This window comes from Micromonospora rhizosphaerae, assembly GCF_900091465.1.
Classification (GTDB): Bacteria; Actinomycetota; Actinomycetes; order Mycobacteriales; family Micromonosporaceae; genus Micromonospora; species Micromonospora rhizosphaerae.
Genome location: NZ_FMHV01000002.1, coordinates 2,731,597 through 2,757,774 on the forward strand (window position 1 = coordinate 2,731,597; position 26,178 = coordinate 2,757,774).

At 67.7% G+C, this 26,178-nt stretch carries 23 protein-coding genes and 3 pseudogenes; 15 read left to right on the forward strand and 11 right to left on the reverse strand.

From position 1 onward, the window contains the following. Window positions 1-153: 153 nt before the first annotated feature. Window positions 154-1,224 carry a hypothetical protein gene (locus tag GA0070624_RS13210; RefSeq protein WP_141715000.1) on the reverse strand — a complete coding sequence of 357 codons (1,071 nt, stop codon included), beginning with the start codon at window positions 1,222-1,224 and terminating at the stop codon, window positions 154-156. A 245-nt stretch (window positions 1,225-1,469) separates the two neighbouring features. On the opposite strand from GA0070624_RS13210, the pseudogene GA0070624_RS13215 reads away from it, so the two are divergent. The 5 genes and pseudogenes from GA0070624_RS13215 (at window position 1,470) to GA0070624_RS33940 (ending at window position 8,809) form a co-directional block, all read left to right on the forward strand. Then, a pseudogene (locus GA0070624_RS13215) lies at window positions 1,470-1,937 on the forward strand (hypothetical protein). Window positions 1,938-2,254: 317 nt separating this feature from the next. After that, a complete protein-coding gene (locus GA0070624_RS13220) occupies window positions 2,255-3,949 on the forward strand; it encodes a glycoside hydrolase family 3 protein (RefSeq protein WP_218105148.1) in 1,695 nt (564 codons plus the stop codon). A 60-nt stretch (window positions 3,950-4,009) separates the two neighbouring features. Continuing rightward, window positions 4,010-4,581, forward strand: a pseudogene (locus GA0070624_RS13225) (IS6 family transposase); the annotation flags it as partial. An 833-nt stretch (window positions 4,582-5,414) separates the two neighbouring features. Next, the gene (rph, locus tag GA0070624_RS13240) at window positions 5,415-8,012 is read left to right on the forward strand and encodes a rifamycin-inactivating phosphotransferase (protein ID WP_091340888.1); all 2,598 of its coding nucleotides are present in this window, start codon (window positions 5,415-5,417) and stop codon (window positions 8,010-8,012) included. 344 nt (window positions 8,013-8,356) lie between these two features. Next, window positions 8,357-8,809 (forward strand): hypothetical protein, encoded by a 453-nt coding sequence (locus tag GA0070624_RS33940; protein ID WP_141715001.1) that lies wholly within the window; start codon window positions 8,357-8,359, stop codon window positions 8,807-8,809. Window positions 8,810-9,138: 329 nt separating this feature from the next. On the opposite strand, the gene GA0070624_RS13250 is transcribed toward GA0070624_RS33940, so the two are convergent. Beyond that, complete coding sequence (locus tag GA0070624_RS13250) at window positions 9,139-9,579, reverse strand: VOC family protein (RefSeq protein WP_091340892.1); 441 nt, start codon at window positions 9,577-9,579, stop codon at window positions 9,139-9,141. A gap of 297 nt (window positions 9,580-9,876) precedes the next feature. Here GA0070624_RS13250 and GA0070624_RS13255 point away from each other — a divergent pair, with 297 nt between their 5' ends. From GA0070624_RS13255 to GA0070624_RS13265, 3 genes are all read left to right on the forward strand, one after another. Further along, complete coding sequence (locus GA0070624_RS13255) at window positions 9,877-10,392, forward strand: putative immunity protein (RefSeq protein WP_091340894.1); 516 nt, start codon at window positions 9,877-9,879, stop codon at window positions 10,390-10,392. Window positions 10,393-10,575: 183 nt separating this feature from the next. After that, the gene (locus tag GA0070624_RS13260; protein ID WP_141715002.1) at window positions 10,576-10,920 is read left to right on the forward strand and encodes a hypothetical protein; all 345 of its coding nucleotides are present in this window, start codon (window positions 10,576-10,578) and stop codon (window positions 10,918-10,920) included. A gap of 293 nt (window positions 10,921-11,213) precedes the next feature. Then, window positions 11,214-11,660 carry an SUKH-4 family immunity protein gene (locus GA0070624_RS13265; RefSeq protein WP_176731678.1) on the forward strand — a complete coding sequence of 149 codons (447 nt, stop codon included), beginning with the start codon at window positions 11,214-11,216 and terminating at the stop codon, window positions 11,658-11,660. A 252-nt stretch (window positions 11,661-11,912) separates the two neighbouring features. Here the strand turns inward: GA0070624_RS13265 and GA0070624_RS13270 are convergent, their stop codons facing one another. The 4 genes from GA0070624_RS13270 to GA0070624_RS13285 all read right to left on the reverse strand — a co-directional run bounded on the left by GA0070624_RS13270 (window position 11,913) and on the right by GA0070624_RS13285 (window position 15,208). Further along, on the reverse strand, window positions 11,913-12,413 hold the full coding sequence (locus GA0070624_RS13270) for a DinB family protein (RefSeq protein ID WP_091340902.1): 501 nt from the start codon (window positions 12,411-12,413) through the stop codon (window positions 11,913-11,915). After that, window positions 12,413-13,627 (reverse strand): RNA polymerase sigma factor, encoded by a 1,215-nt coding sequence (locus GA0070624_RS13275; RefSeq protein ID WP_091340904.1) that lies wholly within the window; start codon window positions 13,625-13,627, stop codon window positions 12,413-12,415. Before GA0070624_RS13275 ends, GA0070624_RS13270 begins: the two co-directional genes overlap by 1 nt. Beyond that, window positions 13,624-13,959, reverse strand: a complete 336-nt coding sequence (locus tag GA0070624_RS13280) for a YciI family protein (protein WP_091340906.1) — start codon at window positions 13,957-13,959, stop codon at window positions 13,624-13,626. The genes GA0070624_RS13275 and GA0070624_RS13280 overlap by 4 nt, the downstream gene beginning before the upstream one ends. Window positions 13,960-14,476: 517 nt before the next feature. Next, entirely contained in the window at window positions 14,477-15,208 is a 732-nt protein-coding gene (locus GA0070624_RS13285) for a class I SAM-dependent methyltransferase (protein ID WP_245718767.1), read from the reverse strand. Window positions 15,209-15,374: 166 nt separating this feature from the next. On the opposite strand from GA0070624_RS13285, the gene GA0070624_RS13290 reads away from it, so the two are divergent. Next, on the forward strand, window positions 15,375-16,274 hold the full coding sequence (locus tag GA0070624_RS13290; RefSeq protein ID WP_342672746.1) for a site-specific integrase: 900 nt from the start codon (window positions 15,375-15,377) through the stop codon (window positions 16,272-16,274). On the opposite strand, the pseudogene GA0070624_RS36615 reads toward GA0070624_RS13290, so the two are convergent. Then, window positions 16,224-16,418 (reverse strand): annotated as a pseudogene (locus tag GA0070624_RS36615) (antibiotic biosynthesis monooxygenase family protein); the annotation flags it as partial. The gene GA0070624_RS13290 and the pseudogene GA0070624_RS36615 sit on opposite strands and share 51 nt — an antisense overlap. A gap of 659 nt (window positions 16,419-17,077) precedes the next feature. Between GA0070624_RS36615 and GA0070624_RS13300 the strand changes: the two are divergent. Beyond that, a complete protein-coding gene (locus tag GA0070624_RS13300) occupies window positions 17,078-17,953 on the forward strand; it encodes a polysaccharide deacetylase family protein (RefSeq protein WP_245718768.1) in 876 nt (291 codons plus the stop codon). 326 nt (window positions 17,954-18,279) lie between these two features. Further along, on the forward strand, window positions 18,280-18,567 hold the full coding sequence (locus GA0070624_RS13305) for a transposase (protein WP_091340909.1): 288 nt from the start codon (window positions 18,280-18,282) through the stop codon (window positions 18,565-18,567). On the opposite strand, the gene GA0070624_RS13310 is transcribed toward GA0070624_RS13305, so the two are convergent. The 3 genes from GA0070624_RS13310 to GA0070624_RS13320 form a co-directional block, all read right to left on the reverse strand. Next, the gene (locus GA0070624_RS13310; protein ID WP_091340911.1) at window positions 18,554-19,315 is read right to left on the reverse strand and encodes an SDR family oxidoreductase; all 762 of its coding nucleotides are present in this window, start codon (window positions 19,313-19,315) and stop codon (window positions 18,554-18,556) included. The genes GA0070624_RS13305 and GA0070624_RS13310 overlap by 14 nt on opposite strands. Before the next feature lie 527 nt (window positions 19,316-19,842). After that, window positions 19,843-20,262, reverse strand: a complete 420-nt coding sequence (locus tag GA0070624_RS13315; RefSeq protein ID WP_141715003.1) for a hypothetical protein — start codon at window positions 20,260-20,262, stop codon at window positions 19,843-19,845. A gap of 181 nt (window positions 20,263-20,443) precedes the next feature. Further along, the gene (locus tag GA0070624_RS13320) at window positions 20,444-20,845 is read right to left on the reverse strand and encodes a GntR family transcriptional regulator (protein WP_091340916.1); all 402 of its coding nucleotides are present in this window, start codon (window positions 20,843-20,845) and stop codon (window positions 20,444-20,446) included. An 800-nt stretch (window positions 20,846-21,645) separates the two neighbouring features. Between GA0070624_RS13320 and GA0070624_RS13330 the strand changes: the two genes are divergently transcribed. Continuing rightward, a complete protein-coding gene (locus GA0070624_RS13330) occupies window positions 21,646-22,146 on the forward strand; it encodes a VOC family protein (RefSeq protein WP_245718770.1) in 501 nt (166 codons plus the stop codon). Beyond that, window positions 22,130-22,315 (forward strand): hypothetical protein, encoded by a 186-nt coding sequence (locus GA0070624_RS13335; protein ID WP_091340918.1) that lies wholly within the window; start codon window positions 22,130-22,132, stop codon window positions 22,313-22,315. Before GA0070624_RS13330 ends, GA0070624_RS13335 begins: the two co-directional genes overlap by 17 nt. 414 nt (window positions 22,316-22,729) lie before the next feature. Here GA0070624_RS13335 and GA0070624_RS33945 read toward each other — a convergent pair whose 3' ends face one another. Then, a complete protein-coding gene (locus GA0070624_RS33945; RefSeq protein ID WP_141715004.1) occupies window positions 22,730-23,152 on the reverse strand; it encodes a hypothetical protein in 423 nt (140 codons plus the stop codon). Window positions 23,153-23,425: 273 nt separating this feature from the next. On the opposite strand from GA0070624_RS33945, the gene GA0070624_RS13340 reads away from it, so the two are divergent. Together GA0070624_RS13340 and GA0070624_RS13345 are read left to right on the forward strand one after the other, a co-directional pair. Beyond that, complete coding sequence (locus tag GA0070624_RS13340) at window positions 23,426-24,724, forward strand: IS701 family transposase (RefSeq protein WP_091339545.1); 1,299 nt, start codon at window positions 23,426-23,428, stop codon at window positions 24,722-24,724. Window positions 24,725-24,898: 174 nt separating this feature from the next. Further along, entirely contained in the window at window positions 24,899-26,038 is a 1,140-nt protein-coding gene (locus GA0070624_RS13345; protein WP_091340920.1) for an IS701 family transposase, read from the forward strand. The last annotated feature ends 140 nt before the right edge of the window (window positions 26,039-26,178 follow it).

The following is a 26,178-nucleotide window of genomic DNA, read 5'->3' on the forward strand; positions in this document are numbered from 1 at the left end:
CGTGCGCCAGCCGACGCCGCGTTCGATGAGGACGCGGCGGCCGAACGCCGTGTAGCTGCGGTCCCCGTCGGGCGGCCTTGGCGGTGATATGTAGACGTCCGCTGTGGCGGCCGTCGTGGCGGCGGTGCAGTTAGCGATGGGCAAGCGTGCCGGTCAGCCTGCGAGCCTGTCTAGCGCGGCGACGATGGCGTCGTCGGCCGCGTCCGTTCGGACATGGCGGATGACGGCGCCGTCGGCGTTGACGAACGCGATCACGCCTGACTGCGCCGCGTCGATCTCTGCCATGTCGAAGAACCAGACTGCCGGCCGGGGGATCGCGGCATAACCGACTGGAACGGTAACCTGGCCGGCCTCCTGTTCGATCTCCGCGATTGGTGCCGGGGCGTCTTTGGAACCGAACGGCTTCCATACCAGGCCAATGACGGCCGGCCGGGGACTGGTGATCAGCGCGAGGACGTGCTGAATCCCGGTGAGCACGTATGGCACGTCACCGACCACGACCACCACGGGCTTGCCGAGGTATGCCGCCCAACGGAGGTCACCACCGCCGAGCCGGCCCACGGTGAAGTCAGGCACCTGCATTTCCCCGACCGGTTCCGGTGCCTCGTCGGGTTCCCTGCGCCCGGTGTCGCCCGGTTTCCTTCCGCAGGCAGCTTCGATGACCTGCAGGGCCCCGGTGTCCGGCGGCGGAAGGGCCGCACGGGAAAGCTCCGCACCTACCTCGCGCAGCTGCTCCGCCGCGGCGACGGCGGTCGCCGTGTCATCACCGGTGACGGCGATGGTGACCAGCGAGTCACCGGTGAGCAGGACGAGCGCACCGCCGAAATGCACGGCGGGGACGCCACGGACCGGCGGCAGGCGGCTGCAACCCACGGCCATACTCCACGCTGAGAAGTCGAGCGGCTGATTGATGACATCGAGCGGGGGCGAACACCCGTCGACGACCGCGAGACATGTCCCGTAGATCGCGTCGACCCGGCCGGTGTCGTCCGCGCCCACGTCGGTCAGCGGCCAATCACGGAACCGTGGGCCGAGGTAGTAGACCGGCCGTTCGGCCTGGGCGGCGATCTCGTTGAGGCGCTCCTCAACCTGCTCGTGTTTCGGTGACGTGCCGGTCCCGCAACCGGCAACAGTAAACATCATTAGGGCGGTCAGCCACATCGGCAGCGCCCGTCGACGCACCGTCACATACCCAAAGTAAGACCAGCGCCCGATGCGGAACACCGACCGGAGGGCTAGCCCACCCCACGCCCGTGGGCGTGGCCCGCTGCTGCCCAAGGTCACCATCGGAAATCGGTCAGCGGTAGAGGTCAAACCCAGAGGCATCCGAATGTGAGCCGCCGGTGACGAACAAGGTCGCGTTAAGCCGGGGGAGGCCAGGAAGCGCGTCGCTCGTGTCGTGAACACGAGTTGGACCGTCGAGGGCACTGTTGCATTGAGGGTTGGCATGATCAAGGCAGACTTGGGCGATGAAGTCACCGACGCGTCCTCGCTCGTGGCTGCCTCCGAGGTCGGCGTTCGCTGGGTTCCGGTTCCCGGCCGAGGTAATCGTCGTCGCGGTTCGCTGGTACCTGCGCTTTAACCTGTCCGACCGATGTTGAGGAGCTACTGGTCGAGCGCGGCGTCGAGGTCGACCACGTCACCGTCTACCGGTGCGTACAGCGGCTCACGCCGCTGCTGGGCGATGCCGCCCGGTTTTGCCGCCACTCGCCGGGCGACCGGTGGTTCGTCGACGCGACCTACGTCGCTGACCTCAGTCAGCTGAAGCATCGACTGGGATCGGTGCGCGGGTTACGGACCGACAAGACAGCAAATGTGATCATCGCCGGACATGCCTTCGTACGAACCTCCGACGCGGACACTACGAACCCGCGGTCGGCGCCCCGCCCGCTCTGCGGGTCGCCGCTGCGTTCACCGAACTCGCTCGAGCGATCTGACCGTGACCCCGGCACGGGTTCAACACGTCCGCCGATCCGATAACGCAACGGCGCCCAGCAGGTAGAGCTATCGCTCCCAGTTAAGTTCGCTTACAGTGAGGTCGGTCACTGGTCTTCCCCTCCGGAGGGTTGGCATGCGCGATCGGTTCGGTCTTCGAGTCTGCGTCGCCGTTGTCTCGGTTGGCGCGCTTCTGTCGTCCACGGCGGTGCCGTCGGTCGCTGCGGGGGAGGTCCCGATCGGCGCGGCGGACCGTGATTGGCCCGGGCATTCGGACGACGCGACGCTCCGCGGCAAGATCATCAAGATGCTTCGGCACATGACATTGCAGGAGAAGGTTGGGCAGCTGTTCGTCGTCGAGGTGTACGGCCAGGACGCCAACTCGGTGTCCCCGGCCATGGCGGCCCGAAACCGGGCGCTCTACGGTGTGGACACCCCGGCCCAGGTCATTGACAAGTACAAGCCGGGCGGGGTCATTTACTTCGACTCCAGGCGCGGGCCCGACAACGTGCGGAACCCGCGGCAGATCGGCACGCTGTCCAACGGGCTACAGGCGGCCGCCGTCAGCCAGCGGCAACCGATTCCGCTGCTCATCTCCACCGACCAGGAAGGCGGCGCGGTCGTCTTCCGGCTCGTCGCACCGGCCACCGCGATGCCCGGCAACATGGCCCTCGGCGCGGCACGATCGACGGCGGACGCACACCGCTCGGCCGAGGTGATCGGCACCGAACTGGCGGCCGTTGGGATCAACCAGAACTACGCACCCGTCGCCGACGTCAACGTCAACCCCGCCAACCCCGTCATTGGCGTGCGGTCGGTCGGTGAGGACCCCGCCCTGGTGTCCGGCATTGTGGCAGCCCAAGTAGACGGGTACCACGACGGCGGTGTGGCCACGGTTGCCAAGCACTTCCCGGGGCACGGGGACACCGCAGTGGACAGCCACTTCGGCCTGCCAGAGGTCACCCACACCCGCGAGCAGATCGAGGCGATTGACCTGCCGCCGTTCCGGGCGGCCATCGACGAAGGCGTCGACACGATCATGACCGCGCACGTCGTGCTCCGGTCGGTTGATCCCAGCGGCGCACCGGCGACGATGTCCGAGCCCATCCTCACCGGGCTGCTGCGCGAGGAGCTCGACTACGACGGGCTCATCGTCACCGACGCCCTCGACATGGGCGGGGCGACGAGCACGTACCCGCCGAACGTCGCGCCGGTCGAGGCGTTCAAGGCCGGAGCCGACCAGCTCGTGCTGGCGCCGCAGATGGATGTCGCCTACAACGCGGTGCTCGACGCGATCCGCAGCGGCGAGATCTCCATGCGGCGCCTCGACGAGTCGGTCTACCGGATCCTGCGCCTGAAGATGAAGAGGGGTCTGTTCGACGATCCGTTCGTCGACGTCGACCTGGCGGAGAAGGTCGTTGGCGCGCCGGACCACCTCGCCGACGCGCAGGTCATCACGGATCACACCACGACGCTCGTGAAAAACGACGCCGGCGTGCTGCCGTTAAGTGATGACCCGCGGAACGTTCTGGTGACCGGCTGGGGCGTGACCACGACGAGTACGCTCGGCAACGCGATTGGCCAACGCGGACAGACCGTCACGGTCAGGGAGACGGGCACGACGCCCAGCCAGGCCACGATCAACCAGGTGGTCGCCGAAGCCGCAAACAGCGACCTCGTGGTGGTGTCCACGATGAACGCGGCCAGCGTCAGCGTCACCACCGGGCTGCCCACCGCGTCGGCCGCCGCTCAGCAGGCCCTGGTCAAGGCGCTGCTCGCGACGGGCAAGCCGGTCGTCGTTTCGGGGATGCGCAACCCCTACGACATCTCGTACCTCACCGAGGCGCCGACCTACCTTGCCACGTACGGCTACACGGCCGCCCAGTTGGAGTCGCTGACCCGCGTGCTGTTCGGGGAGGTCAACCCCGTCGGCAAGCTGCCCGTCACGATCCCGCGCGCGGACGGGTCGGGTGCCCTCTACCCCTTCGGGCACGGACTCAGCTACCACGGCTGACCGGCGGAGGCAGGCGGTGGCACCCGGCGAGCGAGCTCCTTAACCCTGTAGGTGCCGAAAATGCCGTCCGGGCGAGCCCCTTGGTCGCCACCAGAGTCGGCGTTCACCGGGTTCCGCTTCCCCTCCGAGGTGATCGTCGTCGCGGTCCGGTGGTACCTGCGGTACTGCCTCTCGTATCGAGACGTGGCGGAGCTGCTCATCGAACGCGGTGTTGACGTCGACCACGTCACCGTGTTCCGGTGGGTGCAGCGGTTCACGCCGCTGCTGGTCGACGTGGCCCGGTTCGCCCGCCACTCGCCCGGTGACCGGTGGTTCGTCGACGAAACCTACGTCAAGGTCAACGGCGTGTGGCGGTACGTCTACCGCGCGATCGACCAGCACGGGCAGGTCAGCGACGTGCTCGTCTCGGCCCCCGCGATGCTGGCGCGGCCCGGCGGTTCTTCCAGCGGGCGCTGCGGATGCTGAAGGTGATGCCCAGCGAGGTCGTCACCGACGCCGCCCCGGTCCACCCCGCCGTGCTCGACGACCTGATCCCCTCGGCCTGGCACCACGTCGAGCGGCACGCGAACAGTCCGATCGAGGCCGATCACAGCCAGCTCGAACGCCGGCTACGACCCATGCGCGGACTCCGGACCGACGAGACCGCACATGAGCAGGCGGGGGTGGCCCTCCAGCGGCGTTGCCGGGCGTCGACGTTGGCCGGCGTAAGCGGCGCACAGGTTGAGGATCTGGTCGGTGCGGCGGGGCAGCCGGGCCACGATCTGGTCGACCCGGGCGGGGGTAGCGTGGGGCCGCTCGCTTGGGTGCCGGCCGATTTGAGCTAGGGCGACCATCAAGCTCGGCGGTCGTCCGTTTGGCGAGTTTCGCCCAGCGCTCGCCTCGCGCGACGACGTCCGGGAGAACGGCGGCGCGCTCGACGACGTTCGGCCCTTGCCGACGAAGAGAAGAAACTTCTCGTGCCGCGGCCGCACCCGTAGGCCGATGGGACATCCTCCTGGGCCAACGACGTGTACCGCCGTACGCGGCGCGCCGCCGCTTCACCAGAAGGGTGTCAGTCCGCAGCGGACGACCCAAAAGGCAAGGCAAGGAGATCTCACTCCTTGCCACTTTTAACGTATAGCGGACTGGGGGACTTGCCGCAAGACCCGGGTCGCGCTGCAGAATCGTCGGCCGGACCAAGAACGGACGAAGACATGGGGCACGACGTGCGTGTGTTGTTATCGACCTATTGGGGACGCGGTGAGGTCGGACCGCTGGTGGGACTGGCGGTGGGGTTGCGGGCGCTCGGCGCGGAGGCGCGGGTGTGCGCGCCGCCCGACTGGGCGAAGCGGCCGGCCGACTCGTCAGAGGGAAGGCAACGAGAGATGAGGACGTGCCCAACAAGAGGTTCGACAGAGCTCGAGACGCCGGTGGTTCGACCGGCCAGCGCAGGGCAACGGAGCACGGCTGCCCCGGAGGTATCGGAATGATCGAGCAGTACGTGTTGGATCTTCAAGCTGTTGACGAGATGCAGGTCGCGGTCGTTGGCGGCAAGGGCGCGCACCTGGGCGGGCTGTCGCGGATCGACGGCATCCGCGTGCCGGCTGGCTTTTGCGTCACGACGGACGCCTTCCGGCGGATCATGGCGGAAGCGCCGTCGATCGACAGTCGGCTCGATCAGCTGTCGCGCCTGAACCCGGACGACCGGGAGGCGATCCGCACGCTTAGCGCGGAGATCCGCCGGACCATCGAAGGGATCGCCATCCCCGACGATCTGACGGCGGCGATCACCCGCGCCCTCGCCCAGCTCGGCGAGCACGCCGCCTACGCCGTCCGATCCAGCGCGACGGCAGAGGACCTGCCGACGGCCTCCTTCGCCGGCCAGCAGGACACGTACCTGAACGTCGTGGGCCCGGCCGCGATCCTCCAGCACGTCAGCCGGTGCTGGGCCTCGCTGTTCACCGAGCGGGCCGTGACCTACCGCCAGCGCAACGGCATCGACCACCGTACGGTCCACATGGCCGTGGTCGTGCAGCAGATGGTCTTCCCGCATGCGGCCGGCATAATGTTCACAGCCGACCCCATCACGTCCAACCGAAGGGTCGCCTCCGTAGAGGCCAGCTTCGGCCTCGGCGAGGCCTTGGTCTCCGGCCTGGTGAACCCGGACGTCTACAACGTGCGCGACGGCGAAATCGTCGCCAAGGCGATCGCCGCCAAGCAGCGTGCGGTTCACGCCTCGCCGGCGGGCGGGACGCAGGAACAGGCGATCGACCCGGAGCGGCAGGAGCAGCCGGCGCTGACGGATGCGCAGGTCGTGTGGCTGGCGCAGCTCGGCCGGCGGATCGAAGCGCACTTCGGCCGCCCCCAGGACATCGAATGGTGCCTGGTCGACGACGGCTTCCAGATCGTCCAGAGCCGGCCGATCACCACGCTGTTCCCCATCCCCGAGTCCGGCGACCGGGAGAACCACGTCTATGTCTCCGTCGGGCATCAGCAGATGATGACCGACCCCATGAAGCCCCTGGGGCTCTCCTTCTGGCAGATGACGACCCCCGCGCCCATGGCCGAGGCCGGCGGCCGCCTGTTCGTCGACGTCACCCAGAGGCTGGCCTCGCCGACGAGCCGCGCCGGCCTCCTGGAGCTCGCGGGGAGATCCGATCCGCTGACCGGGGACGCGCTGCAGACCATCCTCGAGCGCGACGGCTTCATCCGGCCGCTCCCTGACGAGGGTCGCCCCGGACCACCGTTTGGCGGCGCGCCAGCCCCGATCGAGACCGATCCGGCGATCGTCACCGAGCTGATCGGGCGCAGCGAGGAATCCATCGCCGCCTCGGAACGCGACATCCGCACGAAGTCCGGAGAGGCGCTGCTCGACTTCATCCGAGCGGACATCCAGGAGCTGAAGCGGATCTTGTTCGATCCGCAGAGCCATCAGGTGTTCATGTCGGCGATGGAGGCCACGTGGTGGCTCAACGAGCAGCTGGAGGCGTGGCTGGGCGAGAAGAACGCGGCGGACACGCTCACGCAGTCCGTGCCCCACAACGTCACGTCGGAGATGGGGCTGGCGCTCCTGGGCGTCGCTGACGTGATCCGCCCACATCCGGACGTGGTGGCGTTTCTGCAGCACGTCGAGGACGAGGGTTTCCTGGACGAGCTGCCCAAGCTCGCGGGCGGGCGGGAAGCGCGAGACGCCATCGAGGACTGGCTCGACAAGTACGGCATGCGCTGCGTCGGCGAGATCGACATCACGCGGCCGCGTTGGAGTGAACGCCCCTCCACGCTCGTGCCCATGATCCTCGGCAACATCAAGAACTTCGAGCCGGGAGCCGGCGAACGGCGCTTCGAACAAGGGCGGCAGGAGGCCTGGAAGAAGGAGCAGGAGCTGCTGGAACGCTTGCGGGCCCTGCCGGACGGGGAGCGCAAGGCCGAAGAGACGAAGCGGATGATCGACCGGGTCCGGACCTTCATCGGGTACCGGGAGTATCCGAAGTACGGCATGGTCAGCCGCTACTTCGTGTACAAGCAGGCCTTGTTGGAAGAAGCCGAGCGCCTCGTGCAGGCCCACGTACTTCGTGAGAAGGAAGACATCTTCTACCTCACGTTCCAGGAGCTCCACGACGTCGTGCGCAGGAACCGCGTGGATGACCAGCTCATCGGCCGGCGCAAGGACGCGTTCAGGTCGTATCAAGCGCTCACGCCGCCCCGGGTGCTCACGTCGGATGGCGAGGTCATCGCCGGGGCGTACCGACGCGACGATATGCCGGCCGGCGCGCTGATCGGCCTACCGGTCTCCGCCGGGACCGTCGAAGGGCGGGCCCGCGTCATCCTGGACATGGCACGGGCCGATCTCGAACCGGGCGACATCCTCGTCACGGCCCACACGGACCCCAGCTGGACGCCCCTCTTTGTCGCCATCGCAGGCTTAGTGACGGAGGTCGGAGGATTGATGACTCACGGCGCAGTGATCGCACGGGAGTACGGCCTGCCGGCCGTCGTCGGCGTGGTAGATGCCACCCGACTGATCCCCGATGGGCAGCGGATCCGCGTGCACGGAACCGACGGGTACGTCGAGATTCTGCCTTGACTGATCACACCGGGAACGCCCATCCGTAGCTTCCGGCCAAAACAACGCCAAGCAGTTGATCTTTCTGGGTCAGCGGTCGACGGTGAGCCGGGCGGTGGCGGCGTCGAGGTCGTCGTCGGTGGGCAGGGACTTCCAAATTCGTCAGATGGGAGCTTCGGACTGGACCGGCGCTGATGATCTGCGCACCGGAGTCGCTACGGCTCGACTTCCTCGGTCGCTACGGTCGCACCCACGACGTCGGGGTCCATTGGCCCCAGCGATGGCGATGATTGGCTGCGACGAGCGATTGTGCTCGTACCGGCGTGCTCACCGAGGAGGAACTGTAGGTGATCGAGGGCGAAGTGGTGCGCTGGGCGGTGGACGGCTATCACGTCACCGCCGGCTTCCTGCCGGTAATCATCGGTTGGGTCGCCGACCCGGACGACGACGTCGCTGCCCGGTCGGCGGCCCTGCTGCCCCGGTTGCCGCCTGGCCCAGCGGCATCGCATGTCCTGATCGACGTGCCACCGCGGCGGGTCCCAGTCCGCGCCAGCGCTAGCCTCGCGCTGGCCCACTCGCCGCAACCCGATCCTCGAATCGATCAACAGCTGCACGATCTGCTCGACGTGCCGGCTGAGCCGGTGGTCATCACCGACCGGCATCGCCCTGGCTTACCGCCTCGGCGGCCACCTACCGGATCAGGCGCGGTCGATCTTGATCGACGCGTCCACCCGGATCGCCTGCCGGCGGTGGCCGGATGGGATCGCGCTCTGCGCGGCTTCGTGATGCTGGCCCTGCAACGCCTCAAGAGCAGCTGACGAGGCCAACTCGGCCGGGCAAGGCCAGGCCAATGCCGACCGAGCCATGCCACGGACACGGACCACAGCTCGCGAACAAGATCAACCAGCGTCCGCTCATGCCGCCGAGGGCGCTCGGCAACGATGGCGCGCCGACGGACCCCGGATCGTCGTTGCCTGACCGCGGACATGAGCACAGCCGGCTCAGCGCCGCGAGCGGTCCAGCCCACGGCCCGCAATGCCTGCTCGATCTCATCGCCAAGGTGCTCCGCCGTCGAGGGTTTCTCAGGTGGTGGCCGTGGCCGATCGGCGGTCCGGCGCAATTGGCTGCACGGTCCCTTCGGCAGGCTTCAGCTGAGCTGTTCGGCCAGTCCGACGATGATGCCCTCCGGGCCGCGGACGTAGCAGAGCCGATAGCTGTCCTCGTACTGCGCCAGCTCGCCGACGAGTTCGGCGCCGTGGGTACGCAGGCGGGCAACGACGTCCTCGATGTCGTCGACGGCGAACATGATGCGACGAATGCCCAGCGTGTTCGCCGGTGCATCCTTCGGCTCGGCGCTGATCGCCTTCGGCGTATGGAACATTGCCAGCTCGATCCGGCCGTGGCCGTCCGGGGTCCGCAGCATTGCGATGTCCTGTCGGACGTCGTCGATCCCGATGACACGCTCGACCCAGCGTCCCTCGATTGGCCCCTTGCCCTCCAGCTCCATGCCGAGTTCGACGAAGAACGCAATTACAGCGTCGAGATCGTCGACAACGATGAGGACGTTGTCCATCCGCTGGATCGTCATGCAGGGTCTCCTTAGCCTTGTGCGGCCACGGTGGCCGCATCCACTCCTGAGACGGAGCCGCCAGGCCGTTCTCGACAGACTGTGCACCACCTTCTGCGGGAAATCTCGTGACGCGGCGGTGCCCATCACGCGCCAGCCGTACCGCTTCGGACGAAAACACCGCAGGCCAGTCGGACGAGTACAGGATGTGTGAGCGGATCCCGGGTCAGGGCGCGCGACGCCCGAAGGCCCGCTCTGGTGCTCGAACGACGCTACGGTTGAAGTCGCGGTCCGTCCCCTTGTAAGGAGCGCCCAGCCATGATCCTCCCGAGGGTTCGGGACCCTCGCTTCATCACGCTTCGTCGCGGTGGGACCCTCACTGATTCGGATCATCATCTGCTCGCTCTTTGGGCGGCGTCGTGCGCGGAGCACGTCCTTCACCTGTTCGAGTCGGTTCAGCCTGAGGACCCGCGACCACGTGAAGCGATCGAGCACGCCCGCGCCTGGGTGCGTGGTGAGGTCAAGATGATGCAGGCTCGCGCGGCGGGCGGCCATGCAATGGGCGCGGCCAGAGACCTGAGTGGGGCAGCACGGCATGCCGCGTACGCTGCTGGCCAGGCGGGGGCCGTCGCACACGTCGCCGCGCACGAACTCGGTGCGGCCGCCTATGCGATCAAGGCCGTACGTGCTGCCGCGCCGGAAGGCGAGAGCGATGCCGCAGGGCGACTCGAGTGCCGATGGCAGCGTGACCAAATCCCGGAGGCGATTCGCGAGCTCGTGCTCGACGACCAGCGGTTGCGGAACGACATCTGCTGGTCGGTGTTTGACTGCTGAGCGGGCGTGGGGCTGCGGACCCACCCCAGCGCTCATTCGAATCTGCCGCTGGTCGGGCAACGCCGGCGCGGAGTCCAGAAATGGCGGATGAGCATGTAGAGCAAGCCCACCCACGAGGCGGCCGCCGCCGCCGTTGCCTACGTGGCGAGCTTGTTCTCAGGCCTCGACGACGCTGTCGAGGAGGTGGAATACGAGTTCTACGACCGGGTGACCCTGATCGACGCCGGCGCGAACACCAGCCAGATCACATGCTCGCGCTGGTGTCGGGATATCGGTCTGGACTGGCCGGGCGACCTGGTCAGGGGAAATGGCAGCCTGAGTTTCGACCACCTGGACGTGACAGTGCCCTGCTGCGCTTCCGTCGTACCGCTGAACAGGCTGCACTACGACTGGCCCATCGGTTTCGCGCGGTTCGAGGTGAGCGCCATGAACCTGACTCGAGCGCAATACGAACTCGACACAGACGAACTCGCCAGGGTAGCTGACCTCCTCGGCCACCCAGTTGAGCAGATCCTCGCTCACTATTGACCACCAAACCGAAGAGGCAGCCGGTGCCTGCCGCCGCACGTCCCTATGAGCGGATGCGCGGATCTGCCGCCGCCCCGGCGTCACGGTCCGTGACGGAGGTAAGGCCTCGCTCGTTGCGCTGTCTTGCCGATGAGGGGGTGGCCTGGTGACTGACCTCGGATACGACGTTCGGCCATTAGCTAGCCTCCCGATCGTGGCAGTAGGCAATCTCCCGAGTCCTCCTGACTTCGAATCAGTTGAGGCGTGGGCTGGAGTTGGACGGGTCATCCGTGCTGGGCTTCGGACGTGGCCGGGTGGCGCCTCCCACCCAGCAGAAGGCGGCATTGACTTCGTGCGGCGTGCCGCTGTTGGAAGGGGTGGTCGACGTGACCCTGTTCGCAGCGGAGCTGAGGAATGGGAAGTATCGCCTCGCCGGGACCAGGAGCGAGCTCTACCACGCCGGTTACATCTACCTCGCCGAGCCGGAGACCGGGCTGGTGTCAGTGCTGCAGCCATCCAGCGGACATCTCAGGTTCGTCAACTCGTCGATTAACCACTGGCTGTGCTTGCTGCACTTGGTCGGCATGTGGTTCTCGAGTTCGACAGCGATCCAGACTTGGGATGAGTACCTGGCAAAGGAGCTGGCGTCGCGTAAGCCGAGCCTGCACCGCATGGTGCCACCGGTGTCGCGCTTGTCGGCGACCCCGGTTCCTGGACCAAGCGCTGCGGCAAGTTACTTGCGGGCGGTCCGCCCCCGTTGACGGAGGCGGACCGACGGTGGGTCCGGTATGGGCTGACCGACCTGCTCGACGACCTGGACCACGCCAACGATGATGGGGAGACAACCGTCATCGGAGTTTTCGCCTGGCGTTTGGCGGATGGCGGGTAAGGCGGCCCTGAAACTCAACGACCACTGGTCCGGCACCGGCAAATGGCTCCTGCGAGAACTGCGCGAGTTTTCGCCCGGAACGGCGGCCGAATCGCTTGCAGCCCAGAGGCGACCTGCCGTAGGCTCACGCCTCGCCGTGCACCATCCACTGCTTTCCGTCGATCAGCTCCCGGACGGCGTCCAAATGACCGGCGTGGCAAGCGGTTTCGGTGATCACATGCAGCATGATCTCGCGGGCGGTGTGCAGCCGGAAGCTGCCAAACTTGTTCGCCGGCCACCAGGCGGGCGGGGTGTCCATCGGGGTTTCGCGAATGACCGTGTTGGTCGCGTCGATGGAGGTGCGATACCGGTTCAGGATATCCTCCGGCGATACGGACGGGTCGACGTTCCACACGTTCTCGGTGTGCGGCAAGGCTTCGATCACCGAGGTTTGGCCGGCGATGACGGCGTTGAACCAGAACCGCTCGACGTCGAGGGCGAGATGGTTGACCAGACCGAGGCAGCTCCACCCGGACGGCAGCACGGGGCGGCGCAGGTCCTTGTCGCTCAAGCCCTCCAGGGCCCCGATGATGTGACGGCGCTGGCCGTCTAGATAGGACAGTAAGGTGGCGGCTTCGGTCTGCATCACAGGTTCTCCAGGTTCTCGTTGGCCCGCTCCAGCAGAGCACGGCGTTCGATGTCGGTGGTTGTCAGGTCGGCGGCGCGGCGGAACAGAGCGGCGGCGAGCTCGCGATTGCCTTGGCGTGCGGTCAGTTCCGCCTCGGCGGCGATGGTGAGCGGGTAGTCGTCGAGAGCACCGCCGTTGCGGGCCTTGGCCAGCAACGCCAAACCGGCCTCCGGCCCGTGCGCGAAGCCATGCGCCACAGCGCGATTGAGCTCGACGACGGGCGAGGGTTGTTGCGCGGCAAGCTCGTCGTAGTAGCCGGCGATGGCCGCCCAGTCGGTGCCGGCGGCGTCGCGGGCGGTGGCATGACCGGCGGCGATGCGAGCTTGCAGGACATAGGGGCCGGCTGACGGGGTACCCGTCAAAATCTGAACGCCCTCAGCGATCGCCGCGCGATCCCAGGCGGAGCGGTCCTGCCGTTCGAGGGTGAGCAGGTTCCCGTCGGAGTCCCGGCGGGCCGCGCGGCGTGAATGGTGAAGCAGGAACAGCGCAAGCAGCCCACGGACCTCGGGCTCGCGCGGCATCAGCTCGGCGAGGAGCCGGGCCAAACGGATCGCCTCGTCGGCGAAGACCGGTTCGCCGCCCGGGTCGTAGCCCCGGGTGAAAAGCAGGTAGAGGACCGCGAGGACACCTGGCAACCGCTCGTCCAGCGCGCGCCCGGTCGGCACCCGGTAAGGGATCCGGGCATCGGCGATCTTCGTTTTGGCCCGGGTGAGCCGGCGCGTCATCGTCGACTCTGTGACCAGGAAGGCGCGGGCGATGTCGGCGGTCGGCACGGCGCAGATCGTGCGCAGAGTCAGCGCAACGCGGGCCTCGAGGGCCAGCGCCGGATGGCAGCACGTGAAAATGAGCCGGAGCCGGTCGTCCACGATGTCTTCCGCCTCCTGTTCCTCGACGGGCTCCGCCGGCGCCAGCACGGCCAGCTCTTCAAGCTTTCGCCGTTCGACGGACGCACGGCGGGCGATGTCGATCGCACGATTGCGAGCCACCGTCATCAGCCATCCGCCCGGATTGCCCGGGACGCCCTCCTCGGGCCAGCGTTGCAGGGCAAGGGTCATAGCGTCCTGGGCGCAATCCTCGGCGAGCGTCCAGTCGCCGGTGATTCGGATAAGCGCGGCCACGATGCGCGGATACGCATCGGTGGCCGCGTCCCGGACCGCCGTATGCGCGGTCACTGCTCGAAGTCGGCCAGCGGGCGGATCTCAATCCGGCCGCGGCGGGCCATCGGGTGAGCCCGAGCGACCTCGATAGCCTCATCGAGGTCGGCGCATTGGAGCAGGTCAAAGCCGACGATGACCTCCCTGGTCTCGGCGAACGGGCCATCGGTGATCTGCAGCTCGCCGCTGCGCACCCGGACGGTCGTGGCCGACGATTTCGGCGCCAGCACGTTGCCCTGCAAGCGGCGGCCGTTGGCGTCGTTCTCGGCTACCCAGACGTCGATGTCGGGTTCGTTTTCTTTATCGGTGTCCGGTTCCGGGTCGGTGCACACGAACATCAGGTACTTCATCAGGCTCTCCTTGCTCCTCATCTTGATCGCTACAACATAGTGACGAACGGGCCGGACCGGTCCGGACGCGTGCGGACAAAGTATTTTGAGAAATTCAGTGCGTGCACCTTCCTCAAGAGCGACGGGCTTGCTGGGCGTATGCCATACGGCCATTCGTGATCTTCTTGGTGTGGAGAATCTGACGACCGCGGCGTCCTCTTCTGCCGCCGAGCGCGCGTCACCATCCGTCGTTGCCACATGTGCTCAGGTACGTCCGGACGTGCCGAGAAGCGGATGTCTTGGTGAATGCGCGGGGCGCTCGCTGAATGCTGTTCCGGCTGTCCTTGTCGGTGCCCGTTGCTAGGGTGACGACCGCTACCGGCGGAAGGACGCTTCGTGGGGTCGAGGCCTCCTCGTCCCGGTAGCGATTTGCCCATGCCTGTTGCGGACACGCGGACATGCCGCATGGGGTGCGTCGCGCCGGTGCTTGAACGGCGGCGACACAAGCTGGGAGTAATCGACTCGCGCTGGGCGGCGGTCAGGCGCGAGCCCGCACGCACCAGGCTGAAGCAGAGATCTCGAACGGTGACGGTGGCAGGAGCTGCACACATCGGCTGCGCAGGCCATCGCGCTGCGCCTCGTCCAGCCGCGCGACATAGGCACCGGCCGGTCCGACGCCGAGCGTGAACGGCTCCCACCAGTCGTCGAATGTGGCGAACCGGACGGTGACGGTCAGCGACATGGGCTCGATGTCCTTCAGGCGTGCTGCTTCGTAAAGCTCGGCCAGGTGACCTTCGCGAGCCCCGGCCAGCTCCGACTCGTCGCGCACAGGTGGATCGATGTCGTGCACAGCCCGCCAGAAGGTGGCGAGCGGACCGCTGCCTCCGGCGTGATCCCACACGCAGGCGGCGACCAGGCCGCCGGGACGGGTGACCCGGGCCATTTCCGACAGCCCGGACACCGGATCGGCCATGAAGTGCACGACCAGCTGGGCAAGGGCGAGATCGAAGCTGTCGTCAGGAAAGGGAAGACGTTCAGCCGCAGCGGGGCGCACGTCAACCCCGGGCAAGCGCGCGCGGACGGCTGCAACGAACGGGGCGGATGGGTCGACCGCCGAGACGTTGTCTGCGCCCAGACGGTCCACCAGCTGTGCGGTCAGTCCGCCTGGCCCGCACCCGACGTCCAGCGCCCGCTGGCCCCGCCTGCACCTGGGCCAGTTCCGCGAACCGTGCAGCCAACGGTTCGGAAAATCGACCCATGAACCGGTCATAGGCGTCTGCAGTGACGTTGAAGCTCATGACTGAGAAGCTAATGCCCCACGGGCGCGGACCGAGGGCCGATCAAGCGCCGGCGTGGCTACAGCCCGCTGTAGGACATCCGCATCTGCCGCTCCGGGCGTGCTGGCGTTCATCTCCGCTGGTGACGCACGGTGATGTATGGCTGCCTTTCCTGCTTCCGCTTCCAGTGTCGTACCGACCGATCAGCTCGTTTTGCGCGCCGCGGTGTCCGCCTTCCTGGGCCGCTACCGTGGGCAGATTCGCGTCCATACCGACTCCGACCTGCGGGTCTTCCTACGCTGGTGCACCGACCAGGGCCTCGACCCGCTGGCTGCGGCACGGATGGACATCGAGCGGTACGTGCGCTGGCTGCAGGACGTACGCCGGTACCAGCCCTCGACGGTCTCGCGGCGCCTGTCGGTCGTGGTCGGGTTCTATCGGGTCTGCGTCATCGACGCCATCCTGGACCACTCGCCCGCCGACTACGTCCGCCGGCCCACGGTGCCGGCCGAGTCGCCTACCCCCGGGCTGGGTCACCCGCAGTTCGAGGCCCTGATCACCACCGCCCGGCTGTCGACCAACCCGAACGACTTCGCCCTGGTCGCGCTTCTGGGCCTGCTCGGCCTACGGATCTTCGAAGCCTGCGGGGCCAGCATCGCCGACCTGGGCGAGGAGCACGGCCACTGCCACGCCGACCCGCGAACCACCACGCGCTACGACCGGGCCCGCAAGAACCTCGACCGGCGCCCCAACTACATCCCGGCGCGTACCTGGCCTCCGGGACATGGCCAGCCGCTCGCGGCTTTGCCGAGTTGGGTGCGGCCGGGTTGCGAGGCCTGCCGGCCGGTCTCAAGGAAGGCTCTCGATCGTGGACGTCCGCATGCTGTAATCGCGCTCGACAGTGGCCACTCGTACGCGGTAGTCCTGGTACCAGGCCGCGCGGCCGCGTCGCTGAGCCACCAGATGCCCAGCCACCTGCTTCCAGTCGCGTGCCGCCTGCTGATCCGCCCAGTAGGACACGCTGATCCCGAGGCTTTCCCGCGCCGACTCGATGCCTAGGAATCCTGGTTGTTCCTTAGCGAGGGCTTCCATGGACGCCGCCATCGCCGCGTATCCATGGTCGCCTTCTGTGCGGGTAGACGTAAAGATCACGGCAACGTATGGGGGCTGCGGTGTGTCAGCAAAGGGTTGGCTTGACATCATCGATCAAGGATCACATGCGCGGTTCCCTCCCGAGGTCGCGGACGTCCTCAACTACCGCACCCCGCGCCCAGCACCACCAATCAGCACCGACACGGCGAAGCGCGCGCCGCGAGCAAGCCCGCCTGCAGGGCGGCGCGACCTGTCCAGGACGACCGGATCTGCCGCGGACCGTGCGTCACGGAGCGCGGCCGGCTGCCCACGGATGGCGACGCGCGGACGTGCCGATGTGGGCGCATTCGTCGCTGGTTCCCGCGACCAGCGCCGTGGCGGGCACCACCGGCGGGTCTGCCGGCTGTTTCGGTGGGCCAGCCCCTAACTGGGCTAGCGGCGGCGCGTAGGCATGGATCTGGCCGGCGACCTCCGGCCGGCATCGCGCGCCGCGGCGCGCGATGCCGGCGACGATGGTTCGGTGCCCGGAGTTGGTGGCTTGTCACGCTGTCACCGCGGGAGGCAGACTCGCGTCGGCGGCCCCGATGGCCACACTGGCCTGCTAAGCAGTGATCGGTGTCCGTCTCTGCGATTCACCGTCCAAGTGGGAGACGCACTGTTGGCCGCCGAGGGTTACATGCTTCCAAATCCGGATGAATTGGTAAAGTCCGCTCGTGAGATCTCTAGCGGGTAGGGGCAGGCGGGCGAATCGGTTGAGTGCTCTCGTTGCGTTGGTCACCCTGGCGGTGGCTGCGTGCACCGCACCGCACGATCCTGCGGATGGGACGAGCGATACGCGCGATGCGACGGTCGAGCCCGGTTCCCCGTCACCGACCCAGACGCCCGATGCGGCTGGCCAGCTGGCCGGGTCCTCGGGTGCGCCGGTTACGAATGCCGGCAAGGGAACGCTCGCCTACTACATGGAGCGGATCCCGAGATTTCCCGCGCCGCCACCACCAACGAAACTCGTCCTGCCCCGCACCCCTGACAGCGCCGCGTTCCAATTCGAGATCCCCACCACCGATAAGGTCGCCTTCCTCACGATCGACGACGGTACGGTGCCGCATCCGTGGGCGCTGCCCCTGCTGCAGGCCGCGAACGTTCCGGTGACACTCTTCCTCACCACGAACACCATCCGGGATCACATCGAGTACTTCCGCGCGCTGCAGCAAGCCGGAGCGGTCATCGAGAGTCACACCGTCTCGCACCCGCAACTGACAACGCTTGGCTACGAGCGGCAGAAGTACGAGCTCTGCCACGCAGCCGACCAGCTCGGCGAATGGTACGGCCAGCGACCCACGCTATTCCGTCCTCCCTATGGCGAAAAGAACGCCGACACACTTCGTGCCGCCTGGAGTTGCGGGCTCTTAGCCGGCTTCAACTGGCGGGAGTCAGCGAGGAACCGCGGTGTTGCCTACCAGAGGCCCGACCATCGGGTACACGCCGGCGACATCATCCTGATGCATTTCCGGGCGACGTTCCCGGATGACTTCGTCGCCGCGCTACGAGCGATCAAGGCGGCCGGGCTGACGCCGGCTGCCCTGGGGGACTACGCCCATGTCACGCCGATCCGCACGCCCGACGCTGTGCCCAGGAACCCGCTGTGAAGTCGTTCGCGACATGCTGGCGCTGGCAAAGGGCATTGCGAGCGGTGGACGGCTTGAGCGGCATCGTTGCCGACCCTGAGCTCGTAGCGCCTGGTCAGCCGGCGCGTAGGGTAGGCGCTCGCAGCACTGGCCGAGGAGCGCCGCAACGCGGTCGCCTTGGCCCTGAGATCTCCCGGAATGGAGGGGGCGCTTCGCGCGACCCGCCACAGCATCTCGAACTCCTCAGCCGTGATCTCCTCCAGCGGTGGCTCGATGCCAGTACCGGGCTGGGGGAGCGGTGCCTCTGGCGCGATCCCGTACTGCCTCTCGTAACCCCCACCGCCTCTATGCCGAGTGACGCCGTCACCCATCCTGACCTGCGCAACACAACCGGCTGCGAACTTAGGCAAGGACTCGGAGCGTTCCAGCGTCTGGCCACCACGGTGCAGACCTGGTGGCCGCAGATCCTCGTGTTCATCCGTGCCGGGATCACCAATGCCGGCTCGGAGGGTACCAACCGCGTGATCAAGACCGTGGCCCGCGACGCCTACGGGTTCCGTAACCCCGCCAACCAGCAACTGCGCACCCGCTGCGCCACGTCGCGGCGCCACCGCGGCCACCTCAACTCCCGCTGACTTCACGTGGAGCCGCCAGCCACTCATCGAAGGTCGTCGGGGCTATCTCGGCGTCGGCCGCGGGCAGCAGGGCGTCGCCGGCCGCGGTCTCGTCGAAGATGCCGCCATGCCAGGTCGGCACGAGCCGGATGCTTCTGCCTTGGACAGCGAGCGTGCGGCGAGCCATGTCGATCAGGTCCTGCGGCTCGGGTCCGGCGATGTCGCGGTGGCGGCCCTGCGGGGCACCCACGGCGACCCGGGCAAGGATGTCGGCGACGTCGGCGGGGGCGATCGGCTGCATCAACAGCGGCGGCAGCTGCGCGACGCCGTCGTGTTCGACCCACCCGGCGGCCATCGCGGGGAAGTCGTAGAACTGCGTCGCGGGGACGATGGTGTACGGGATCGGCCCGGCCTCGACGTCGGCCTCCTGGGCGCGCTTGCCTGCCATGTGGGGGTTGCCGGGCACCGTGCGCACCCGGGCGATGGACAGCACGACATGGTGGACGACCCCGGCGCGCTGTTCGGCGGCGAGCAGGTTGGCGGTGGCGGTGGTGAAGAAGCCGACGGCCTCGGCCTCGGTCGCGGCGTTGACGCTGGTGGTGTCGATGACCGCGTCTACCTCGGCCAGGGCTTGGTCGAGTCCGGTGCCGGCGACGACGTCCACGCCGTGAGTCCGACTTATGGGCACGACGTCGTGCCCATCGCGCTGCAGAGCGGCAACGGTCAGAGATCCGATTCGCCCGGTGGCCCCGACCACGGCTACTCGCATGCTGGCATCTCCTTGCACATTACGGACAACAGAGCCCATTCCGGCAACAGTCAGCCTGGCAGGGCCCATCGGCCCGCCGCCCGCCGCCTACCCGCCGCCTGTCCCCGCATGTAAGCACACGCCATCAGCCCGCCGGGCGGGATCCGGTCAGCTGGGTCGCCAGGGCGGTGGTCTCCTCTTCCGGTTCGGCGTATAGGTCTGCCGGGGCCTTGGGTGAGCGCGCGGAGCAGGGTGCGGATGCCGTCGGCGTCGCCGAGGGCGTGCCGGGCGTGCATGGCTTGCGGTAGAGGGCTTCGTTGTAGCGGGATGCAAACCGGCGGACTGTGACGGACACTGGAGGAGCGTCCTGGCAGCTCAGCAGCATTGGAGCAGCAGGCCAGCATCCCGTGTTGGTTGCCGGGGGGGGCAAGTGGTCGGATCGGCCGTGCGTAGGACTATCGGGATGTGAAGATCTGGCGGCCAGTGGCGCGAGCAGTGGGGACGCGGCCGGCCAGGCGCGAGATGAAGCCGGCCAGCTGCCAACGTGTCTAGTCGAGAAGCCAGCTGAGCAACGCCTTGACCAGTGGAGTCAACGAGGAGGCGGCGACGAGGGCCGCGAGAACCGTGCTAAGGATCAGGCTTCGCCGGTGCACGGAGGTCCGCATGCCGGCCGTCAGGAGCCGGGTGACGGCGACGAGCGCTGCCACTGCAGCCAGGTACGGCGCTACGCCGATCACGACGATCATCGCCAGCGCCGCTGGCGCCCAGAGGCCCGGCCAGAGATTAGCGCTGCTGGTGTACTCGTCGCCCTGATGAGGCAGGTAGAGGTACCCGGAGAAGGACGCGGCCCGGGCGAGGGCGATCCCGATGGCGCTGATGTAGACAGCGGCCAGGGCGAATTGCGCACGCGCCAAGGTCCGGCCGGAAGAACCCGGTGCAGGGGGCGGATCGGCATCGGCGGTCGTCATGGAGCGCATGCTAGACCCGGTCAGCCGGGCCGGTGTGCCCGACGACCTCTGCCAGTGCCGAGCAGCCAAACGAGCAGCCAAACCGGCGAGCAACAGCGGACGACCGCGGACGCGGACACCACGTCGAACAGGACGACCAAGCGGCTGACCAGCGCTCCGCGACTGACTCGTAATGAGCAGGTCAGCGGCCGATGCGGATGCGATCGGCGACGTACAGCTCGCGGGAGCCATCGCCGCGGAACACCACCAGGACTGGAACGCCTTCGCCAATGTCCAGCTCGCGCCGCTCGGCTGGGGTGGGCATTCGGGCGGAGGCGGTGTCGCCCTTGCGGAGGGTCACCGTCTCGGTTGGCTCCATGCTGCGGACGAACGTGCCGCGAGGCGGTTCCACGATCACGAGCCCCTCCGAGCGGAGTAGCGCTATGGCCTGCCGGACACTCGTTCGACTCAGCCGATACTCCTGAGCCAGCCGCAGCTCGCTGGGTAGCGACGCGCCGGGCGCGAGATCGCCGGACGTGATCCGGTCCCGCAGTAGGTCCGCGAGCTGCCGGAACACCGCTCGATCCGCGCCGGGGTCGATCACGAGTGTGACGCTACGTGTCGAACGCTTGCCGTCGCCATGACCCTCGCCCGCCGACATCGGCCCGTCTGGTCGTGGCGCCGCTGGCAACGAACCTGCCGTTGCGGGCCCGACCTGCCGTGCCGTGCCCGACACCGCATCCCGATAGGCCGCAGCCACTAGCCGAGCTGGATCGGTCGGACGTGGAGGCCGCGGCGTCCCGCGCATCGCGAGTTGTCGAGTTGTCGGCGACGGTCAACTCCTCCCGCGCTATCGAGCGTCCGCGACCTGCAACGGCGGATGAAGCCCTACCCGAAGGTGCCGGAGGTCCAACGCTTCAACACTCGCGCCGGCGAGCTGCTTGGGTTGGCGGCGTAGGTAGGAGCAAGGGGGAGAGCAGCGTGGAAGGCAGTGGGGCCGGCGGAGGCCCGGCTGTCTTGGCCTTTGGGGTCGAGAGAAGCAGCGTTTGGGTGGGCAGCTCGTCTCGGATGGACGCGCCTGATGTCAGCGAGAAGGCCGGCGCCGCGATGGCCCTGGATGCTCCTGGCACTCGTGGCGATCGTCTGCGCCGGCCTTGTTGCTGTGGAGGGGATGGATCACGCTCGGTCTCGCGAATCAGCCGGGCACGTCCATCGTCCTGCACCCGCCGGCCACCCCGACGACTCCGTCACCACTCGAGCGATCTTTGGGCGATTTACGGATTCTGTGCTGATTCTGCCGATCAGTGGCTGAGTATGGATGCCGGAGCCGGCCCAGTGGCGCAGGAGCCAGAAGCAGCGATACGGGCGACCGACATCGCAGGGAGAGGAGCCGATAGCGGGGACATGAGGTTCGAGGTCGTCGTACTGCCCGTCGCCGATGTGGACAGGGCCAAGAGCTTCTACAAGGCGCTTGGTTGGCGGGAGGATCTCGACGTCTCCGGAGAGGGAGATATCCGGGTGGTACAGATGACACCGCCCAGGTCGGACTGCTCGATAATGTTCGGCCGCGGGCTCACCTCGGCCGCGCCCGGCTCCATGCAGGGCCTGTACCTGGCGGTGAACGACATCGAGGCGGCCCGGGCCGAGCTGGTTGGCCGCGGCGCCGAGGTGAGCGAGGTATTCCCTGACGCAGGCGGCGGGATGCCCCGCGCGAACCTCAAGGACGGGTCCCTGGGCTGGCATCGAACCGGGCGAGCTACTTCTCGTTCGCCTCGTTCAACGACCCGGACGGCAACGGCTGGTTCCTCCAAGAGGTCACCGAGCGCTTTCCCGGCCGGCTGTGGTGAGTGCTGGACCAACACTTTTCTTGCCGAGGAGGAGTACTCGAATGCGGGCGACCTATGATTCGGTGGCCGAGTTGGCAGCCGCGCTGCGCCGTGCAGAGGAGGCCCACGGCCGCCACGAGGAGGAGACCGGGCAACCTGACCCGGACTGGCCGGCCTGGTACGCCCAGTACATGGTGGACGAGCAGGCAGGGCGCCCCGGCCAGGCCCCGCCGGGAGCGAGCACATGAGCGATTACGCCACACCTGGAAAGGTTCCGCCGGGCTGACGGGGCGGGCCATGCCCAGACTGGTAGCGAGACGTGTTCGAGTAGGACGAGTAAGGAGCGTTCGATCACCTTGGGGGAGCACCCGGGGGCTTCGGCAACGACCGCGGGGTGGAGCCACAACGATTCCGAGGCCACACGGACGACGAGGGCCGAGGCGGTGTTGTGCCCGTGCCGGGCTAGGTCGACTCGGACGCTGCCTGTGATTGTCCCACCACATCGAGACGAGGACAGCCCCGGATGGCGGGCGGCGGACGGTTGCCCTAGGTGGTGGACGCGGACACGGTGTCGGACGAGCTGGCCAGAACTTGTAATCGAGTCGTCGGACGACGAGGTGGAACGCGCGTTGGCTGGAGGCGGATGGCCTCCGATCCGCCTTTCAGGCCGGCCGCGGTCTAGCCGGCGGCCGTCGTAGCTCGTATGGGAACGGCCAGTTGCGCAGCAGGAGTTCCGCAAGCGCCACCGCCTCGTGCGGATCGGTCGTCTCTTGCACAATCGTCGCCCGTTCTAGGTGGCTGAATACCTGTCCCCACCAGACCAGGTATTGAACTGGACCCGCGGCGACGCCGATGCTCACAGGTGGCGGCAGGTTGTTGCAGAGCGGCCCGTCGAACCGGAGCAAGAACATGCTGATGTACGGCCGGAACCGGGCCAGCGAGCTGCCTGCGGCCGCGCGCACCAACGGCCCCATGATCGCCGGGTAGTGGGGGTGATGCACTCGAGCGAGGGCGTCTTCTCGCTCGGCCCGGGTGAGCAGTGACGCCCACTCATCGGGGTAGTGATCCCTTGCGGCTGGCTCCACGTCGCCAATCTAGGCCGGCCAATCCGGCTCAGGCGAGCTTCCTTTAGGAAGCCGGCACCAGTGGCGACTTGCCGAAAAGCGCCTTGTAAACGAGTCCTCACGACGATGGCCGGCACGGTGCCCGTAGGGCGGCTGCGAGGAGAGAACGCAAGTGTGACCTAGTACTCCAGCCGGGGATGTTGACCTTGGCTGAGCTGTGGCGTGATGCGGCGCGGGAACGAGGGCAGCCACCGTCGATCATGGACGGTTGTGTGGACTGACCATGACGCAGCGGTGGCTGCCGGATACAGGGTAGACGCCCAGCGATGGCGGATGTTGTTCGACGACCTGCTGTTCACTGTCGGCCAACGTTTCCGCAGGCCGGAGCCCCGGCGGCGGGTACGGGACTTTGTCCGAGGCCTGCTGGCGCCGCTACCGCGTAAGAACTGCTGGACGATCGCTGAGCACGCCGGCGACGCCGGTCCGGACGGGATGCAGGACCTACTGACCCGGGTGAAGTGGGACGACGTGGCGGTCCGCGCCGACGTGCGTGAGTTCATCTGCGAGCAGTTCGGCGACACCGAAGCGGTACTGGTCATCGACGAGACCGGTGATCTGAAGAAGGGCCGGCACACCGTCGGCGTTCAACGGCAGTACTCCGGCACCGCCGGGAAGATCGAGAACTGCCAGCTCGCCGTGCATCTGGTCTACGCCACCGAGGTGGTTCACGCGATGCTCGACGCGGCCCTCTACCTCCCGAAATCGTGGTGCGACGACCCGCAACGCCGGGCTGAGGCGGGTGTCCCGGAGCAGGTGCGGTTCGCGACCAAGCCACAGCTGGCGTCCCGGATGATCGAGACCGCGGTCACCGCCGGGCTGCCCTGCCGCTGGGTGGCCGGCGACGAAGCCTACGGCGCTGACCCGCGCCTGGCCGCCCAGCTTCGTCAGTTGCAACTGGGCTACGTCCTGGCGGTGGCCTGCTCACATCAGGTGACCACCAGCCTCGGTGTCTACCGCGTAGACGCGCTGGCCACGGGACTGCCCGCTTCTGCCTGGCAGCGCGTGTCCGCCGGTCGAGGCGCCAAGGGACACCGCTACTACGACTGGTCCTTCACCGCCCTACCCGCCCACCGCGACCAGCACGGAGGACACCACTGGCTCCTGATCCGCCGCAACCGGACAACCGGCGAGCTGGCCTTCTACCGCTGCTGGTCACCCGAACCCGTCCCGCTGCACACCCTCGTCACAGTGGCCGGGCGGCGCTGGAAAATTGAAGAGTCGTTCCAAGCCGCGAAGACCGGCCTCGGCCTCGACCAGCACCAGAACCGCCGCTGGACGTCCTGGCACCGCTGGACCACCCTGGCGATCCTCGCCCACGCCTTCCTCGCCGCTGCCACCGCTCACCGCGACCGGCCCGACCCGGCCGGGCTGATCCCGCTAACCGTCAACGAGCTACGCCACCTGTTCAACGTCCTGATCATCGAGCCCACCCGCCGCCACACCGATCCCTTGCTCTGGTCGGTCCGCCGACGCCGCCACCAAGCCCGCGCCATGAAAAGCCATTACGCCCGACAAGCCCTCATCGAGCCGTGATCACGATCCCCGGCTGGAGTACTAGTACTCCAGCCGCACTTCCGTTGGCTGTGTTTGGGCAGCTAGGTCCGCAGATGCGGATCAGGCGTCAGAGTACATGATCGTCCATCGTAGACTGTCGCACTCGTGGCGATTGACAATCTTTCGGGGTGGGCGGCAGGTCTGGATGACCTGATGGCGCGGATCGCTGGCCGGTTTCGGCGGGTGGAGCCACGTCGGCGTGCCCGCGCGTACGTGCTGGGCCTGCTGTCGCCGCTGGCCGGCAAGAACGGCTGGACCTTGGCCGAGGCGGCCGGGGAGAACACACCTGACGGCATGCAACGCCTGCTCAACACCGCGGTCTGGGACGCCGACGCGGTCCGCGACGACCTACGCGACTACGTCGCAGAGCACCTCGGCGACGCCGACGCCATTCTGATCATCGATGAGACGGGGTTCCTGAAGAAGGGAACCAAGTCCGCCGGCGTCCAACGCCAATACTCCGGGACCGCCGGCCGGACCGAAAACTGCCAGCTCGGGGTGTTCCTTGCCTACGCGTCCGCGCAGGGGCGCACCTTGGTCGACCGGGAGCTGTATCTGCCGCAAGGCTGGTGCGCCGATGACGCCCGGCGTACCGAAGCCGCGGTACCGGCAAAGGTGCGGTTCGCGACCAAGCCGGCACTGGGGTTGCAGATGCTGCGCCGCGCACTGGACGCGGGGCTGCCGGCCCGGTGGGTGACCGCCGACGAGGCCTACGGCAAGGACAGCAAGTTTCGGCTGTGGCTGCAGGGCCGGCGCATGGGCTACGTCCTGGCCGTGGCCTGTAACCAAAAGATCCCGACCGACGGCGGCAGCGCCCGCGCCGACGAACTGGCCGCCGCAGCCCCTGCCCCGGCCTGGAAGCGGCGCAGCTGCGGCGAGGGCGCCAAAGGACCCCGCCTATTCGACTGGGCCGTCGCCACCCTGCCCGACACCGGCACCGGCGACCACGGATTCACCCGCTGGCTGCTCATCCGCCGGTCGATCACCGACCCAACCGAGCACGCCTACTACCTGTGCTACGGACCGGCCGACACCAACGATGAGGAACTTATCCGTGTGGCCGGCGCCCGGTGGGCGATCGAAGAGTGCTTCCAGACCGCCAAGGGACAGGTCGGCCTGGACGACTACCAGGTGCGCCGCTACGACGCTTGGTACCGGCACATAACGCTCGCTATGTGCGCCCACGCCTTCCTCGCCGTCACCGCCGCCCAGGCGCAAAAAGGGGCACCACCGACCGGGCCGGGCTCGTCCCCCTCAGCCTCGCCGAGACTCGACGTCTCCTGGCACACCTGATCACCCACAGACGAACCCGCGACCACATCAATCGATGGTCATGGTGGCGCCGCCGCCACCAGTTCCGAGCCAAAACAAGCCACTACCAGCGAAGACAACGACTCAGCGAAGTGCGGCTGGAGTACTAGGCACCTGGCCTA